This window comes from Rhodospirillales bacterium, assembly GCA_016872535.1.
Lineage (GTDB): Bacteria > Pseudomonadota > Alphaproteobacteria > Rhodospirillales > 2-12-FULL-67-15 > 2-12-FULL-67-15.
Genome location: VGZQ01000068.1, coordinates 1 through 16656 on the forward strand (window position 1 = coordinate 1; position 16656 = coordinate 16656).

The 16656-nt window shown below is 63.8% G+C and carries 14 protein-coding genes and 1 tRNA gene; 6 read left to right on the top strand and 9 right to left on the bottom strand.

The window, feature by feature from the left end; translation table 11 throughout:
* Positions 1-13: 13 nt before the first annotated feature.
* Both FJ311_12655 and carA read right to left on the bottom strand, forming a co-directional pair.
* Positions 14-619 carry a hypothetical protein gene (locus FJ311_12655; protein MBM3952290.1) on the bottom strand — a complete coding sequence of 202 codons (606 nt, stop codon included), beginning with the start codon at positions 617-619 and terminating at the stop codon, positions 14-16.
* Positions 620-623: 4 nt separating this feature from the next.
* Positions 624-1787 carry a glutamine-hydrolyzing carbamoyl-phosphate synthase small subunit gene (carA, locus tag FJ311_12660; GenBank protein MBM3952291.1) on the bottom strand — a complete coding sequence of 388 codons (1164 nt, stop codon included), beginning with the start codon at positions 1785-1787 and terminating at the stop codon, positions 624-626.
* 415 nt (positions 1788-2202) lie between these two features.
* Here carA and FJ311_12665 point away from each other — a divergent pair, with 415 nt between their 5' ends.
* From FJ311_12665 to FJ311_12680, 4 genes are all read left to right on the top strand, one after another.
* Entirely contained in the window at positions 2203-2658 is a 456-nt protein-coding gene (locus FJ311_12665; GenBank protein MBM3952292.1) for a GatB/YqeY domain-containing protein, read from the top strand.
* Between the two features lie 161 nt (positions 2659-2819).
* Positions 2820-5627, top strand: a complete 2808-nt coding sequence (locus tag FJ311_12670) for a DNA primase (GenBank protein ID MBM3952293.1) — start codon at positions 2820-2822, stop codon at positions 5625-5627.
* Positions 5628-6153: 526 nt separating this feature from the next.
* Positions 6154-8325, top strand: coding sequence for an RNA polymerase sigma factor RpoD (gene rpoD, locus FJ311_12675; GenBank protein MBM3952294.1), 2172 nt, complete (start codon positions 6154-6156; stop codon positions 8323-8325).
* Positions 8326-8412: 87 nt separating this feature from the next.
* Positions 8413-8489: transfer RNA gene (locus FJ311_12680), tRNA-Met, on the top strand.
* Between the two features lie 118 nt (positions 8490-8607).
* On the opposite strand, the gene FJ311_12685 is transcribed toward FJ311_12680, so the two are convergent.
* The 7 genes from FJ311_12685 to FJ311_12715 all read right to left on the bottom strand — a co-directional run bounded on the left by FJ311_12685 (position 8608) and on the right by FJ311_12715 (position 15644).
* Positions 8608-8856: a hypothetical protein gene (locus FJ311_12685; protein ID MBM3952295.1), complete on the bottom strand. Its 249-nt coding sequence runs from the start codon at positions 8854-8856 to the stop codon at positions 8608-8610.
* 175 nt (positions 8857-9031) lie between these two features.
* Positions 9032-9241, bottom strand: coding sequence for a cold-shock protein (locus tag FJ311_12690; protein MBM3952296.1), 210 nt, complete (start codon positions 9239-9241; stop codon positions 9032-9034).
* A 318-nt stretch (positions 9242-9559) separates the two neighbouring features.
* A complete protein-coding gene (gene phnE, locus FJ311_12695; GenBank protein ID MBM3952297.1) occupies positions 9560-10480 on the bottom strand; it encodes a phosphonate ABC transporter, permease protein PhnE in 921 nt (306 codons plus the stop codon).
* A complete protein-coding gene (gene phnE, locus FJ311_12700) occupies positions 10477-11352 on the bottom strand; it encodes a phosphonate ABC transporter, permease protein PhnE (protein MBM3952298.1) in 876 nt (291 codons plus the stop codon). The genes phnE (FJ311_12695) and phnE (FJ311_12700) overlap by 4 nt, the downstream gene beginning before the upstream one ends.
* Before the next feature lie 184 nt (positions 11353-11536).
* Entirely contained in the window at positions 11537-12466 is a 930-nt protein-coding gene (gene phnD, locus FJ311_12705; protein MBM3952299.1) for a phosphate/phosphite/phosphonate ABC transporter substrate-binding protein, read from the bottom strand.
* An 81-nt stretch (positions 12467-12547) separates the two neighbouring features.
* Positions 12548-13411: a phosphonate ABC transporter ATP-binding protein gene (gene phnC, locus FJ311_12710; protein ID MBM3952300.1), complete on the bottom strand. Its 864-nt coding sequence runs from the start codon at positions 13409-13411 to the stop codon at positions 12548-12550.
* Between the two features lie 370 nt (positions 13412-13781).
* Positions 13782-15644: a hypothetical protein gene (locus tag FJ311_12715; GenBank protein MBM3952301.1), complete on the bottom strand. Its 1863-nt coding sequence runs from the start codon at positions 15642-15644 to the stop codon at positions 13782-13784.
* A gap of 348 nt (positions 15645-15992) precedes the next feature.
* Here FJ311_12715 and FJ311_12720 point away from each other — a divergent pair, with 348 nt between their 5' ends.
* The gene (locus FJ311_12720; GenBank protein MBM3952302.1) at positions 15993-16457 is read left to right on the top strand and encodes a hypothetical protein; all 465 of its coding nucleotides are present in this window, start codon (positions 15993-15995) and stop codon (positions 16455-16457) included.
* 18 nt (positions 16458-16475) lie between these two features.
* On the top strand, positions 16476-16656 hold a 181-nt coding region (locus FJ311_12725), incomplete at its 3' end, for a hypothetical protein (protein MBM3952303.1).

Consider the following 16656-nt stretch of genomic DNA (forward strand, 5'->3'; position numbering starts at 1 on the left):
ATTTCTAGTGCCGTCATGAGAACAACCCTTTAATAAATGCTTCAAGCGCGTCTATTGCCTTCTTGGCCAACACGCCCACCACGGCATCCGGAATTTTACTCGCGATCATCGCTAACCTGTCGGCGATGAAGTTCTTTATTGTGCTATATCGAGCAACTGCCTCGTCTCTTAAAATCGCTAAACCACTCTTCATCTCGCTCAAAACAACTATGCGCTCGTTCGGATCGGCAAACAGCTGTCCGAACTCGTTGCTTTTCTCCGCTTCGGCGATCACTTCCTGGATCGCCGCGACCGCTTTTTGGCGAGCGGGCTTGTTGTCGTCGAGCGTAACGATGCGGTCGGAGGCTGGCGCCATTTTTGATTCTGCCAGTTCGGCTTCTAATATTTCTTCCGCAGCCCGAATTAATGTCCGCGTAATTACATAAGACATCGGTTCGTACGAAACTTGTTGAATCATTTTATCTTCGAGCAAGGCGCTGAATATTTGGCTACACATTCCTGGCCCTATGTCGAGAAGAAAACTGATTAATTTTTCATCAAACTCTGCCTCGGAACTTGTTAACGACCATTGATACAAATGGACAATCGATTGCTTCACTAGTGCGTCAAATTTTGTCATCGGATCACCTCTTCCCCCTCTCCATCATCGCGACGAAGCGGCGGAAGAGGTAATGGCTGTCCTTCGGGCCGGGCGAGGCTTCCGGGTGGTACTGGACGGAGAACGCAGGTCTCCCTTCGACGCGGAGGCCCTCGACCGAGCCGTCGAACAGCGAAACATGGGTTTCGACGACGCCCGCAGGAATACTCGCGCGATCGACGGCGAAGCCGTGGTTCTGGCTGGTGATCTCGACCTTCCCCGTCGCCAGATCCTTGACGGGGTGATTGGCACCGCGATGGCCAAGGTGCATCTTATAAGTGCGCGCGCCGAGGGCGAGCGCGAGCATCTGGTGGCCGAGGCAGATGCCGAACAGCGGCACGCCCGCCTTGAGCACGCCCTGGATCGCCGGCACGGCGTATTGGCCGGTCGCCGCCGGATCACCCGGGCCGTTGGAGAGAAAGACGCCGTCCGGCTTGCGGCCAAGGATGTCCTCGGCGGTCGCGGTCGCGGGCAGCACGGTGACGCGGCAGCCCGCGTCGGCCAAGCAACGGAGGATGTTGCGCTTCGCCCCGTAATCGACCGCGACCACATGGAAACGGGGTGCGGTCTGCCGGCCGTAGCCCCGGCCCAAGGTCCAGGAGGTTTCGTCCCAGGAATAGGTCTGGCGGCAGCTGACGTCCTTCGCCAAATCCATGCCTTCGAGGCCGGGCCAGGCGCGCGCCTCGGCCGCGAGTGCGGCGGTGTCGATCGCCGCGCCGTCACGCGCGTGCACGATCACGCCCGAGGGCGCGCCGCCGTCGCGGATGCGGCGCGTCAAGCGGCGCGTGTCGACGCCGGTCACGACGGGCAGGCCGTAGGATTTGAGCCAGGCGTCGAGATGACGATCGGCACGCCAGTTGGCGGGATCGGTGATGCGCGCCTTGAGCACCGCCCCGCGCGCGGCGGGCGTAACGGTTTCGATGTCCTCGGGATTCGTGCCGACGTTGCCGACGTGGGGAAAGGTGAAGGTGATGATCTGCCCGGCGTAGGACGGATCGGTGAGGATTTCCTGATAGCCGGTGATGGAGGTGTTGAAGCAGACCTCGCCCACGGCCTTGGTTTCCGCGCCGGCGCCGAAGCCCCAAAACACCGATCCGTCCGCCAACACCAATGCCGCGTTCGTACCCGGCGGCTTATGCCGCCCGATCAAAGAATCGGGCGCTGGTCCCGCCGCCGGGTCTTTATTTTTTGGCGCCTCCGCGCCCGGCGGTCGCAAGCTTTCCGGGATCGACGAGGTTGCGGCAGGGGTCGCGGCGGGCCTCACGCGGTGGCCTCCGGGCTACAGAGCCGAGCGTTGATTGACGGGACGGACTGCGGGTCGCGGGCGAACGTCTAAGCCAAGAAGGACTTCAGCGTCAAGCCCGGGAGAAAATGTTTTATCCCTTTCGTTTCAACGGGATATATCCGACCGAACGATTGCCTTTTCGCGTCTTTTCGGATACTCTTGAACTTTCCGCAATTCATGAGAATCAGGCCGGTCGATCGCCGCCGGAGCCCCATACCCCACGCCGATAACTTCCGCCCGATTCGCCCTCTCAACCGCCGCAATCCAGGACAGAAGCCGCATGCTTCGCCAGCGCCTCAACGACGCGCTCAAGGAAACGCTCAAGACCAAGGACCAGATCGGCCTTTCGACCGTGCGCCTGATCCTCGCCGCCCTCAAGGACCGCGACATCGCCGCGCGCGGCAAGGGCAACAAGGAGGGGATTTCGGAGGACGAAATCCTCGGCATGCTGCAAGGCATGATCAAGCAGCGCCAGGAAAGCATCGCGCTCTACGAAAAGGGCGGTCGGTGCGAACTGGCCGAGCAGGAACGGGGCGAAATCGCCGTGATCGAGCGCTTCCTGCCCAAACAGATGGGCGAGGCCGAAATGGCCCAGGCGGTGCGCCAGGCGATCAGCGAAACCGGCGCCCAGACCCTGAAGGACATGGGCAAGACCATGGCCGCCCTCAAGGGCCGCTACGCCGGCCAGATGGATTTCGCCAAGGCGAGCGCGCTGGTCAAGCAGGCGCTGGCGTAACCTAACCGGCCGAATCGCCCGTCCGAGTCGCTCTCCTCACCGCCCCCGCCGGGTTGTCCACAGCCGCCGAAACCCAAGCAAAACGGGGATAGCGCGGTCTTTCAATCCCTTGGGCCGAATCGGCGCTTTATCATGGGCCGGTTTTCCGGACACCGGTGCCCATGGCCTTTCCCGCCGCCTTCCTCGACGAGCTCAAGGCCTGCGTCGGGCTTGCCGCGATCGTCGGCAAGCGCGTGCGCCTGATCAAGCGCGGGCGCGAGCATCTGGGCCTTTGCCCGTTCCACAAGGAAAAGACGCCCTCCTTCACCGTCAACGAGGACAAGGGGTTCTATCATTGCCTTGCAGCGGAAACAGGTGTTCTGGTTCGCGGTGGAATCCGCCCCATTCGTGACCTTGCCGGACAATCCGTCGAGGTCGTCGGCAGAAACGGCCAATGGGTTCGCGCCAGTTTTCGTTCTTACGGAATCCAACAGCTTTACGAAATCCGCTTATCGCGCAACGGCGTGACCAAATCGCTTTACGCCACCTCTGGACATCGTTGGTTCGTGCGCGGGAGCCAGAACGCGGTCTTGACCACTAACCTCAAGGCCGGCCATCGATTGCAGGCCATCATGCCTCCCCGGCGCCCGGAGACAAACCTCGATCCCACGGGCGTGCGCCACGGGATCGTGTTTGGTGACGGAACCGTCCAGCGCGGCTACGGTCATGTCCACTTACATGGCGACAAGGACCGTGTCCTGACCCGTTGGTTCCCCGACCAGAAACCACAGAAAAAAGTGCGCGCGGGCAACAAGCCTTACGTCCGGATCTACGGCGGGCGCAGCTTTGGACACATGAAGGCCTTGCCGTCCCTCGACTCGAGCAACAGCTATCTGCGGGGTTTCCTGGCCGGTTATCTCGCCGCCGATGGGCACGTCGCCAAGGATGGCACCGTGATGCTCCACAGTGCCAACCCAGCGAATCTGACTTGGGTGCGGGCGGCAGCAACCCGACTTGGGATCGGGACATACGGGATCACCGCGTCTCTCCGCAAAGGCCTCGGACGAGGAGGCCCCCTATATCGGCTTCATTTCGTCTCCTCGACGGTTGACCCGAAAATGGTGTTGGCGCGAATGGCGCGGAAGCGGCGTGAGACTTCGACCAAGGCCTTCGAACGGCTCAGATGGTCTGTCGTGTCCGTCCGAAAAAGCGAACGCGTCGAGGAAGTCTTTTGCGCCGAAGTGCCTGACGGCCACGCCTTCGTTCTCGAAGACAACATCCTGACCGGCAATTGCTTCGGCTGCGGCAAGCACGGCAGCGTGTTCGACTTCGTGATGGAGACCGAGGGGCTGTCGTTCCCGGAAGCGGTCGAGCGGCTGGCCCAGGACGCGGGGCTGGCTTTGCCCGCGCGCGATCCCGAATCGCAGGCGCGCGACCAGTCGCGCGGCGCGCTGCTGCCGGCGATGGAGGCCGCGTGCGCGTTTTTCCAGCGCAGTCTCAGGATGCCGGAGGGCCGAAGCGCGCTCGATTACCTGCGCGGGCGGGGCTTGTCGGACGACACCGTCGCCCGGTTCCGTCTCGGTTTCGCTCCTGATCGACGCGACGCGCTGAAAGCGGCGCTGCTGCGCGACGGGTTCGCCGAGGAACGCCTGGTCGAAGCGGGACTGCTGATCCGACCCGACGAGGGAAATACCTACGATAGATTCCGCGGCCGCGTCATGTTTCCGATCCAGGATCGGCGCGGCCAGGTGACCGCCTTCGGCGGGCGAATCCTGGGCGACGGCGAACCGAAGTATCTCAACTCGCCGGAGACGCCGCTGTTCCACAAGGGATTCACGCTCTATGCGCTGTCGCGCGCCGCGAACGCCGCCCGCGAGGTCGGCACGCTCGTCGTGGTCGAAGGCTACATGGACGTGATCGCGCTGCACCAGGCCGGCATCGCCAACGCGGTCGCGCCGCTCGGCACCGCGCTGACCGAGGACCAGATCCGCCTGTTGTGGCGCGTCGCGCCGGAGCCGATCCTCTGTTTCGACGGCGACGCCGCCGGCCAACGCGCGGCCGCGCGCGCGCTCGACCGGGCTCTGCCGCTCCTGAAGCCGGGCTATTCGCTGCGCTTCGCCTTTCTCCCGTCGGGCGAAGACCCCGACAGTCTGATCCGCCGCCACGGCGCCGAGGCCATGCACAAGCTCCTTCGCCAGCCGCTCGCGCTGTCGGAAGCGTTATGGCTGTTCGAAACCGCCGCCGGGCGGCCGACGACTCCGGAAGCCCGCGCCGCGCTCGAAGACCGCCTGCAACGCCACGCCCAGCGCATCGAGGACGCCACCTTGCGCGCCCATTTCAGCCAGGCCTTTCGCGACCGGGTGCGCGGCGAATTGCGCGACGCGGGCCCGGCGGGCGCGTTCGGACGATTTCCGCCGCGCGCGCGCGGGCGGGCCGCGCCCATGTCCGCCCCGAAGTCCGCGCCCCGGTTTCTTTCCGCCGGCGCGATCGATCCGGCGGCGCGCGCCGCGCTCGCCGTGCCGGTCGATTCGCGGATCGAGGCGGAGCGCTTCCTGCTCGCGCTCGCGGTCAACCACGGCCGCTTGTTTGCCGAAATCGAGGAGGAGCTGGGCACCGTCCGGTTCGCCGACGCCCGGCTCGACCGGCTGCGCCAGGGGTTGCTGCAAGCCCTCGGCCGCGCCGACGACGGCTGGACCGCGGCGGAGGCCCGCGCGATGCTCGGCGACGAAGAACTCGCCGCCACCCTGGACGCGGTGCTGTCGCATCCCTTGATCAAGGCGAACCGGCTGGCCCAGCCGGAGGCGCCTCTGGCCGACGCCCGCGCCGCCTGGGCCGAGACCGCGCGAAGGCACGCCCGCCTGGCGGCCAAGGACGCTTCCCCGGGGTCGGGGACCGAGGAAGCGGACTCGCTGACCGCGGAATCGGAGGCCTGGGAACGCCGCCGCGCCGCGCTCGAAGCCGGCCTCGGCGGCGACGAGGCGGCGGAGTAAGCGCGGTGGCACGGAAATTGCCGGCCCACAGCCGGCCCTTCCTTCCTAACCTCATGTTTTGCTTATTTTTTTAAGGGGTCTCGCTTGACATCGGCCGACGCCGACCTTAGAAAGCCTCCCGCTTTTCCAGGGCCGCTTTCCGGGAGCGCCGATCCGGCGATCGGGCCGGAACGGCATTCACCGGCAACAAGGGGACCCCAGTTGCAATCCGGCCACCGGCGTCCCCATTTCTTAGGTCCCATTCCCGCCGAACGGCCCGCGGCGCCCGCCGCCGGTTTTCGTTCTTTTGTCCTTACCGCGCGATCCGTCCGAACACCCGAATGGCGGCGGAAACGATTTTCGTGAGCAGACCCCGATGACCGCACCCAAGCGCAAAGCGTCCCCGAGCCCCTCGAAAATGCCGGCCGCCAAGTCCGGCCACGGCAAGAATTCCTCCGCCAAAGCGGCGCCGCCCAAGGCCGGAGCGAAGGCGGGAGCCAAATCGCCGGCGGGCGCGAAGCCCCTGCCGAAGGGCGCCTTGCTCGCCATGGCGCTCAAGAAGGCGCGGCTCGAGGCCGCCGCCGCATCCGCGGTCAAACCCCCGCTCGACGCCAAGGCGCTCGCGGCCAAGTCCGCCGCGGTCAAGGCTCTCGCGGGCAAGGCTCTCGCGGGCAAGCCGGGCGCCAAGCCCGGCGCGCCCCGTCCCGACGGCGCGCCCGCCGCCGAGGAGCCGGGCGACCGGCCGCTGCTCGATACCCTCGGCGTCGCGGTCAAAAAGATGATCGCGCGCGGCAAGGAACGCGGTTACGTCACCTACGACGAGATCAATTCGGCCCTGCCGCCGGACCAGGTGTCCTCGGAGCAGATCGAGGACACCATGTCGATGCTCTCGGAAATGGGCATCAACATCGTCGAAAGCGAAGAGAGCGAGGAGGCCGAGGGCGCCGCCCGCCCCGAGACCGCCGAGGCCGAGACCGAGGCGGAATCCGCCGGCGGCAACGTGAACGAAGCCGACCTGGGACGCACCGACGACCCGGTGCGGATGTATCTGCGCGAAATGGGATCGGTCGAGTTGCTCTCGCGCGAGGGCGAAATCGCCATCGCCAAGCGCATCGAGGCCGGGCGCGAGATGATGATCGGCGGCATCTGCGAAAGCCCGATGACCATCAAGGCGATCATCGCCTGGCACGACGCGTTGCTCGAAGGCAAGATGCTGCTGCGCGACATCATCGATCTCGAGGCGACCCAGGGCGGCGGCCCGGGCGCGGTCGCGGTGGTCGCGGCGGTCGAGAGCGACGCGGTTGCGGTCGATCCGCGCGAGGCGCCGAAACCGCCCAAGATCCCGTCGCCGTCTCCCCTCCCGGCCAAGGCCGACGGGGCCAAGACCCCCGGCGACGGCGCGGGCAACGGCACCGGCGACGGGACCGACGCCGACGACGAATCGGACGAGGTCAATCTGTCGCTCGCCGCGCTGGAGGCGAAGCTGACGCCGGGCGTCGCGCGCAACTTCGAGAAGATCACCGCCACCTACAAGCGCCTGCACCGCATGCAGACCCAGCGCCTGAAGGTGCTCAACAGCGGCGGCAAGATCAAGCCGGCCTCGGAAAAGCGCTATCAGAAGCTCAAGCACGAGATGGTCGTGCTGATGGAGCAGGTGCACCTCAACAACCTGCGCATCGAGCAGTTGATGCACGACCTTTACGACGTCAACCGGCGGCTGCTCGGCCTCGAGGGCAAGCTGCTGCGTGTCGCGCTGGAGTGCAAAATCTCGCGCGAGGAGTTCCTGCAGAACTACATGGGCTACGAACTCGATCCCGGCTGGATCGAGCGGATGGCCGCCCTCGAGAAGGGCTGGAGCAGGTTCGCCACCCGTCACCGCGACGAGGTCGAGGCGATCCGCAAGGCGGTCGCCGAGCTGTCGCAGAGCGTCAAGCTGCCGATCAGCGAATTCCGCCGCATCGTCACCACGGTGCAGAAGGGCGAGCGCGAGGCCAACAAGGCGAAGAAGGAAATGATCGAGGCCAACCTGCGCCTGGTCATCTCGATCGCCAAGAAATACACCAACCGCGGCCTGCAGTTCCTCGACCTGATCCAGGAAGGCAACATCGGCCTGATGAAGGCGGTCGACAAGTTCGAGTACCGGCGCGGCTACAAGTTCTCGACCTACGCCACCTGGTGGATCCGCCAGGCGATCACCCGCTCGATCGCCGACCAGGCGCGCACCATCCGCATCCCGGTGCACATGATCGAAACCATCAACAAGCTGGTCCGCACCAGCCGCCAGATGCTGCACGAGATCGGGCGCGAGCCGACGCCGGAGGAACTGGCGGAAAAGCTGTCGATGCCGCTCGACAAGGTGCGCAAGGTCCTGAAGATCGCCAAGGAACCGATCAGCCTCGAAACCCCGATCGGCGACGAGGAAGACAGCCACTTGGGCGACTTCATCGAGGACAAGAACGCGGTCCAGCCGCTCGATGCCGCGATCCAGGGCAATCTCCGCGACACCACCACCCGCATCCTTTCGACGCTCACCGCGCGCGAGGAGCGCGTGCTGCGCATGCGCTTCGGCATCGGCATGAACACCGACCATACCCTGGAGGAGGTCGGCCAGCAGTTCAGCGTCACGCGCGAACGAATACGCCAGATCGAAGCCAAGGCCTTGCGCAAGCTCAAGCACCCGAGCCGCTCGCGCAAGCTCCGCAGCTTCCTCGACTACTGATCCGGGGAACGGCGGGCGAAGAAAATAAAAAAGGCCGGGGTGCGAATCCCGGCCTTTCGTTTTGTTTCCCCCGCGTCGCCTTCCGGGGGGCCCGTAGCTCAATTGGTTAGAGCCGGCCGCTCATAACGGTCTGGTTGCAGGTTCGAGTCCTGCCGGGCCCACCATCCTGCTTCGCACGACGTGCTTCGCAGGATTTGCCCCGCCGCCGGCGTCAGGAAATCGAATCCGCGTCGGGCGGGGAGACCTTGCGCGGGCGCGGGCGGCGAATCCCGCCGCGCGTATTTATTTTGCGCCCCTACCGGGGCGCGCCGCCTTCGCCGCCCGGGTATCGGCCGCCGTCTTGGCGGCGGCCTCCTTATCGGCGGCCTCCTTGGCGAGCCGCAGCGCGCGCAAGCGCAGGGTCTTGGCTTCCCGCTCGTTGTCGGCCTTTTCCCGATCCTTGAGGGCTTGCTGGAGGGCGCTTTTGTCCCGATCCTTGTTGCGGATGCGGGCGAACTGCTCTTCGGCTTTCGTCTGCGCGGATTTATTCATGGCGACGCTCCTGTCTTCGCGCCGAGGGGCGAAAAATGGAAAAAAGCAAAAATATGCGAAAAAGAACGACGAAAAAATCGATCCGCGCGGGCTTGGGTCCGCGAGCGGCCGGCGAGGCCGGCAACCGCCCCCGACCGAAGCCGGGAGCGGCGCCAGGGCCTTAAAGCTTAGGCCGTCAGTCGATCAACGCCAGGTTCTCGGCCGAGGATTTGCCGTTCTGTCCGGGGCGAAGTTCGTAGGAAACCTTCTGCCCTTCCCTGAGGCCGCTCAGGCCGGCCCGTTCGACGGCGGAAATATGGACGAAAGCGTCCTTCGATCCGTCCGCGGGCTGGATAAAGCCGAAGCCCTTGTTGGGGTTGAACCATTTTACCGTTCCGGTAGCCATTGTCGTATCTCCGAGTGTTTGGGAGTATTCGCGCCGCACACCTTGTGACGGCCCGATCGCATAACGTTCACAATGTCAGGAGATAACCAAGCAACCGAAGCGTCGGTCGTTCAGACAGCACATAACAGATGTAAAACGTATGGATAGAACATAGCCCGAATACGGGCAAATGACACGGTATCGCCGAAAATATTTATCGGTCGGCCGCGAATGCGGAAGGCGCCGGCCCGCTTCGGGCCCGGATTATCCATGCAAAACAAGGCGTTCGGCAACCGCCGGCGCGCGCGGCCGGCAGGCGAGCAGGAAGCCGATCCCGCCTCAGCTTGGTTTCGCCGCCGCCGCAACGGAAGGTGTCGTTGCGTCGTTTGTCGTTATAAAAGGCCGGTTGACGCCGGCCTTGATGAGGCGGCTGCGCAGGATGTGGGATACAAAATCGATCAGCGCGACGACGACGATGATCATGATGATGATGAATCCGACTTCCTCCCAACGATGGGCGCGGATGCGATCGGAAAGATGGAAGCCGATCCCGCCGGCGCCGACGATCCCGAGGATCGTGGCGGAACGAGAGTTCGATTCGAACATGTAAAGAGCGTTTGAGAGCATGATCGGCAGCACCTGGGGAATAATGCCGAAGCGCACGGTCTGCACCGGATTGCCGCCGGTGGCCTGAACGCCCTCGACCTGTTTGCGCTCGACGTTCTCGATCGCTTCGGCGAACAGCTTGGAGAGGATGCCGATGTCGGTGGTGGCGATGGCGAGAACGCCGGCGAGCGGTCCAAGCCCCACCGCCCGGACGTAAACCAGCGCCCAAACCAGGGCGTCGACCCCGCGCAGGAAATCGAACGACCGGCGGATGGGAAAGCGGAGCAGCCGGATCGGCAGGACGTTCTTCGCCCCGAGGAACCCGAGCGGAACCGCGATCAGGCTCGCGATCAGGGTGCCGAGAAAAGCCATCCCGACGCTTTCGAGCATGGCCTTGATCAAGTCCCAGAAAGCGTCCTCCGGGGTCGGCGGGAACAGGGCGCCGGCGATCTTGGCGAAGCGGTCGAGGCCGTTGAGGATCCGGGCCGGCGTGACCTCGAAACGGATCAGGCAGAACGAGACGAAGATCAGCAGGGCGAACAGGGTCAAGGCGATGGTCGCGCGTTCGCGCGGCGTGCGCGAAAACGCCCGCGGGAAGCGGTCGCGGAGCGATGCGATCTGGGCGGAGCCGATCGAAGCGGCGCTCAGCCTCATTGCAGGCTCTCCCTACCGATGATGTGATGGCGCATCTTTTCGCAAATCAAGTCGATGAAGGTAATCGTCAGGACGACCATGAGCACGATCGCGCTCACGTCCTCGTAATAGTTGAAGCTGATGGCGTGGTAGAGCTCCTGGCCGATGCCGCCGGCGCCGACAAACCCGACGATGGCCGCCGAGCGGATATTGAGCTCGAGGCGCCAGAGCGTGTACGTCGTGAAATTGGGCAAAACCTGGGGTAACACGGCAAAACGGATCACCTCGAACCAGTTGCCGCCCGAGGCGCGCACGCCTTCGAGCTGGCGTTCGTCGATGTTCTCGTTCGCTTCCGCGTAGAGTTTGCCCATCGCGCCGACGGTGTGGACGGTAAGCGCCAGAAAGCCGGCGAAGGGCCCCACGCCGAAGGCGACGACGAAGATCAGCGCGTAGACGATTTCCGGAACGGTGCGGGCGATCTCCGCCAGGCGGCGACAGACGAAATAAACCCAGAACCGTCCCGCCAGGTTGCGCGACGCCGGAAAGCAAAGCAGAAAGCCCCCGAGGGCGCCGAACAACGACGCCATCATCGCGATCAAGATGGTGTCGAACAGCAGCCGGAGCCAGCGCAGAAAGCCGTAGTACCAATAGGCCATGTCGCCGAAAAAGCTGGCGAACTTGATCTCGGGCAAGGTCTTGCTGATGTAGTCGCCGATCCGCGGCATACCGGCGGCGAGCCGCTGCGGCGTGAAGTCGCTGATATTGGCGGCGATATGGAAAACGATCAGAAACAGAATCGCAAATCCAAACAACTCGATTCGCTTGCGCTTGCGCAGGCGCGCGTATTCTTCCTCAAACCGCCGGACGGTGGCGTTGGTCGCGGGAGCCTGCATGCGCTCTTCTGGACCGATCTATGCCTTGCGCGGGCGTCGGATCGGGCGTTCAGCCTTTCCTTGGTTGCCGCCCGCGTTGCGCGCGGATCGGCGGGAAGAGTGTCTGCTCGCGGCAAGATCGGGACGGCGGAAGGGGCCGCACCCGAACGGCCCGCCGCCCCGCTCGTTGGTTCGCGCGGTTACCTCACCTCTTGCGCCGCTCCTGGGCAAGCTGTTGGCGCAGGTCGATCGCGATTTGGTAGACCGAGTGGTCGACCTCGACGTACCCGATCGAGTTGCCGCGCGCCACTTCGTTGAAGACCTTCGGATCGTCCTTGTGCATGTTGAGGAACATCTTCTTGATATCGGCCTTCATCTCCTTCGGCAGGTCCTTGCGAATGGCGATGACCGGGTTCGGGATCAGATCCGATTTCCAGATGATCCGGATGTCCTCCTTCTTGAGGACGCCACGGCTGAGCATCATGTGCAGCCCGCCCCGGGTGTGCTTTTCGACGTCGTTGGTCCAGGTGACGGCGGCGTCATAAGCTTTGTCGAGCACGCCGATGATTCCCTGCTCGTGCCCGCCGGAAAAAACTACCTTGCCGAAGTGCTTTTCCGGATCGAGCCCCAACTTGCGGAAGCTGACCAGCGGAAAGACGTAGCCGCTCGAGGAGTTCGGCTCCACCCAGGCCCAGGTCTTGCCCTTCAGATCGTCGATGGACTTGTACGGACTGTCGGCGCGCACGAACGCGACCGAATAATATCCGATCGTCCCGTCGGGGTTGGTGGGCACGGCGAGCGGCTCGACCCCGCCGTTGGTCTCCAGCCAGGCGGCGGCGTAGCCGGCCGCACCCATGTCCATCACCTCGATCTGCTTGGCGGCAATCGCCTGGATGGTGCCGGCGTATTCCGCCGCGAGGTAAAGGTCGAGTTCGACGCCGAGGTGCTTCTTGACGTGCTCGGCGAAGCCCTTATAGCGCGTCAGGGCCGCGGCCTGGGTCTCGACCGCCTGGACGCTGTAGCGGAACTTCGGATACTGCTTGCGCCAGTCGGCCGCGGCCGAATCCGAGCCAACAAGCATGGCGCCGCCGATGACGGTGGCGGCGGCGATAGATACGATTCGCGAATATCTCATGGTCGTCTCTCCTCCCGTTTGCCTGTTATTTCGTTTTCCGATGCCTTGACGTTCCTGTTGATCCAAACCCGCCTCCGGCGATCACCCAACTTGGGCGTGCCGCGCGCGATCGTCCTCCTCGACTCCCTCGAACCGCGGCGCCTGGACGATGGGCAGGGCGGTCGAAGTGACGCTCTCGTCGATTTCCTCTTCGCCCTCGCCGCCGTAGATTTCCTGGATCCGGTCGTGATCGAGCTCGTCTGGCCCGCCGTCGAAAATCATCTTGCCGGCGCGCATGCCGATGATCCGGTCGCAATAGGTCCTGGCGGTATCAATGGTGTGCAGGTTGCAGATGACCGTGATGCCGTCTTCCCGGTTGATACTGCGCAGAATCTCCATCACCCGCGAAGCGTTGCGCGGATCGAGGGAGGCAATCGGCTCGTCGGCGAGAAGAATCCGAGGCTCCTGGACCAACGCACGGGCGATGGCGACGCGCTGCTGCTGTCCGCCGGAAAGCGTGTCGCTGCGCTGGAGGATGGATGGCGCCATCTCTACCCGGTCGAGCGTCACCACCGCGAGCGCACGCTCCTGCGGGGTGAAGAGCTTCAGCAGCGAACGGACGGTCGGCTGATAGCTGAGGCGTCCCATCAGCACGTTGGTCAGAACGTCGAGACGAGACACCAGGTTGAATTGCTGGAACACCATCGCGCATTTCCGCCGCCACAGGCGCAATTGGCGACCCTTGAGGGCGCAAATATCGGTTTCCCGGTCGAACACGTCGTCGCACAGAATGTGCCCGGTGGTTGGATCAACCAGACGGTTAATCATACGCAGCAATGTCGATTTGCCGGCGCCCGAACGCCCGATGATGCCAAGCATCTGTCCCGTCGGCACATCGAACGTCAAATTGTCGACGGCGGTCAATTCGCCGAATTTTTTGGTCAGATTTTGAATGCGTAACGTCAACTCGCCTCCCTTTGCCGGGTTGTTACCCGGCGTGCGTGCTTATTGTGTTGGTCCGAGGACTTCACGCCAAACGCAAAAATCTCCCCCGGATTTCCCGCGGAGCGGATTGATTCCGAAAAATTGGACGATTGGATTGCACGGTCTTCCCCTTGCCGATTTCGCGCTGGGAAATCGACCCAGATGAAACAAGGGCTGGGACGGCCACGCCGTCGTGGGGAAGCCCATCGGTCGCGCGGGCTTTACCGCGCGCCGCGAAAACCAACCTAGGCAATGCCCATAACGGCGTCAAGGGCATAGACCCCGTTCCGGCGATGGCGATAACCGACCGAATTCCCAAGCGTTTCCTCCCGGACCGAATATTCCAAATCCGTCAAGCGGCGGCCGATTTCCCTTCCGCCACCAGGCGCTGACACAATTCGACCGCCTCCGGCGCGTTGTCGCCGTAGCCGTTGGCGCCGACGTCGTTGGCGAAGTCGCGCGTCACCGGCGCGCCGCCGACGATCACCGGGACATTGAGCCCTTCCTCCTTGATCTTCTGGATGATGATGCGCATGAACGGCATGGTGGTGGTCAGCAGCGCCGACAAGCCGATCACGTCGGCGTCGACCTGCTTCGCGGTCTCGATGATCTTTTCGGCCTTGGTGTTGACGCCGAGATCGACCACCTTGAAGCCGGCGCCCTCCAGCATCATGCCGACCAGATTCTTGCCGATATCGTGCAGGTCGCCGAACACGGTCGCCATCACGACCACGCCCTTGGGTTTCGATTTGCGCTGGGTCAGGATCGGCCGCAGCACCTCGAGGCCGGTCTTCATCGCGCGCGCCGCCATCAACATCTCGGGCACGAAGAATTCGCCGGACGCGAACAAATCGCCGACCTTGCCCATGGGCGGGATCAGGCCTTGATCGAGGATGTCCTGGACCGGCTCGCCGGAATCGAGCGCCTGGCGGACCAGCGTTTCGCACCTGGCGCCGTCGAATTCCATGACCGAGTCGAAGATGTTCTGGAAAATCTCCTTGCGCTCCGGACCCTTCCGGCCCTCGCCCAAAGCCTTCACGCCGATGCCCATAAACCCCTTGCCGCCGGCGGCCTCGGGGGCGACGCTGTCGGGGCCGGAGAAAATTTGACCGGCATAAGGGCGATCGCCGGCGCGGAAGCGCTTAACGGCGTCCACCGCGATCCGCACGTTTTCGGCCGGGGTCTGGGCGCTGAAACTGCAGAAATAAAGGAAGAACTTTTTGCCGTGGGGCCCGCGGCTGCCGACCTCCATGTATTCGTGCACCCGCTGGGTGATTTGCTCCGGCGTGCCCTTCTGCAAGATCAAGGTGCCGACGCCGAAGCTGAGAGCGCAGCCCTTGGTGTCGGCATAGGCCCGGACCCGCTCGGTTCCGACCCGGAAGCAATCCGGATCCTGGACTTTCAGGTATTGGGGCGTGACCGAGAGCTTGATGTCCCAATATTTCTCGGCGTTTTCGGCGAACGCGTCGCCCCACCAGTTGTCGCAGCGCACGCCCGGCCGGTCGCCGCACAGTTTCCGCAGCTTGTGCAGATACGGCACCGAGAATTCGTGCACCATGTCCTCGGTGATGAACGGTAGCGAGCCGACCGCGTCTTTCCCGTTCGCGATCTCGGCGCCGGGAACGTATTTGAAATAGGCGTTGATGTAGGGCGCCAAGACCTCCTCGACGAGAAAATCCAGCAGCTTGTGGACGAACTTGGGGTTCTCTTGCATCGCCTGGATCAGTTTCTCGAACTGCATGACCTGGGCGGCGAGATTGATCGGCGCGCAATAATGGATGTGGTGGGGAAACCCGGTCAGCTCCTCGCACAACCGCAGGCATTCGAGCACCCACGGCATCCGCGCGGTCTTGAGGGGATCGGGCGCCTTGAGCCGCGCCAAGTCTTTCTCGTTGCGAATGACGGGAACGGTGTTATCGAGGGCGGGATAAAGTTCGTCGAACCACGCCATTTGCCCGCCGAGCGCCTCCGCCTCGACCGAGTAAACGTCCCAGACCATGTCCGGGATATCGAGCCCGAATTCCCGCTGGACGTCCAGGTTGCCGCGGACGAACACCTCGGGATCGCTGAAGAATTTTTTGCCGTTGATGCCGAGATGCTTCATGCAGAATTCGGCCATTTGCGTCGTGACGGGGATGAATTCCGCGTCTTGGCCGCTCATGATGGCCTTGTATTGCTTGATGCCCTTGCTGAAGTCGTATTCGTAACCTGACATCTTCGCTCACTCCTGGGGGAACAGCGGCGCGGACGCAAAACGCGCGCGCGCTGGAAACGCGTTGAACTGAAGGGGAATCGTGAAAAGAGGGGCTTGCACCAGCAGAAACCCTTTCGTTTCCGAAAGAAAACGATCTCTCGAACGAAGGGGGCTGGGACGGCTGGCCGTCTTGCAAAAGCCCGTTATGACGTGCCTCACCGTGGCATTCCGCCATGCGCGCGTCAAGAGGGGCTATCGCCGGAAATGCCCGAAACGTCGGGCTTCTGTGCCGCCGGGCGATATTTTAAGATCGCCCGGCGCACGGCCGGTTACGGTCTTTGCGCGTATCGATCGGCGGAAGGAGCAATGGTGGCCAAACGTCCCACGTTATGGAACCGAGCGGATGGCGAGCGCTACCGGGCCGAGGCCGAGCGCGCCGCCGCCGGCCAGATCGCGCGCCGGGACGGGGTCCCTATCGCCGAAAGCTTGGACGAAATATGGCCCCGCCTTCCGCCCGCCGAACGCCTGGTCATGGAATATTTGCTTCTGGTCGGCAGCCCAACGGTGGTTTCGCTGCATAACGACGGATTCCTGGATCCGCTGGTCGACAAGGGATTGCTGCAGAAACCGATCGGCGTCGCGTCCGTTTTCCTCAATTACCACGACACCACCTATGACGTGCCGCCGGCGGTATGGACCGCCTTGAACGCCAACCGGGCGCGTTTCCTTCCCGCCACGCCCGAAGAACTCGAACGATTGCGCGCGCGCGCGCGCGAGCGCCTGAAGGACGAGATCCGGGTGTTCGAACCGCGGACCGGGTCCGCGGGGCGTTGACCGCGCCCGGCGCCGGCCATGGACGACGCTTTGCCCCGGCATCCGGACACGACCGCGACCCTGCTTTTGTGCGGACGCTTCGGCGACTCGCGCGAGGGATTGAAGCCGCTGTCGCCGTCGGAATTCCGCGACTTCGCGCGCTGGCTGGAAGCGCGCCGGATCGCCCTGGGCGATCTTCTCCACAAAGACGCCAAATCGA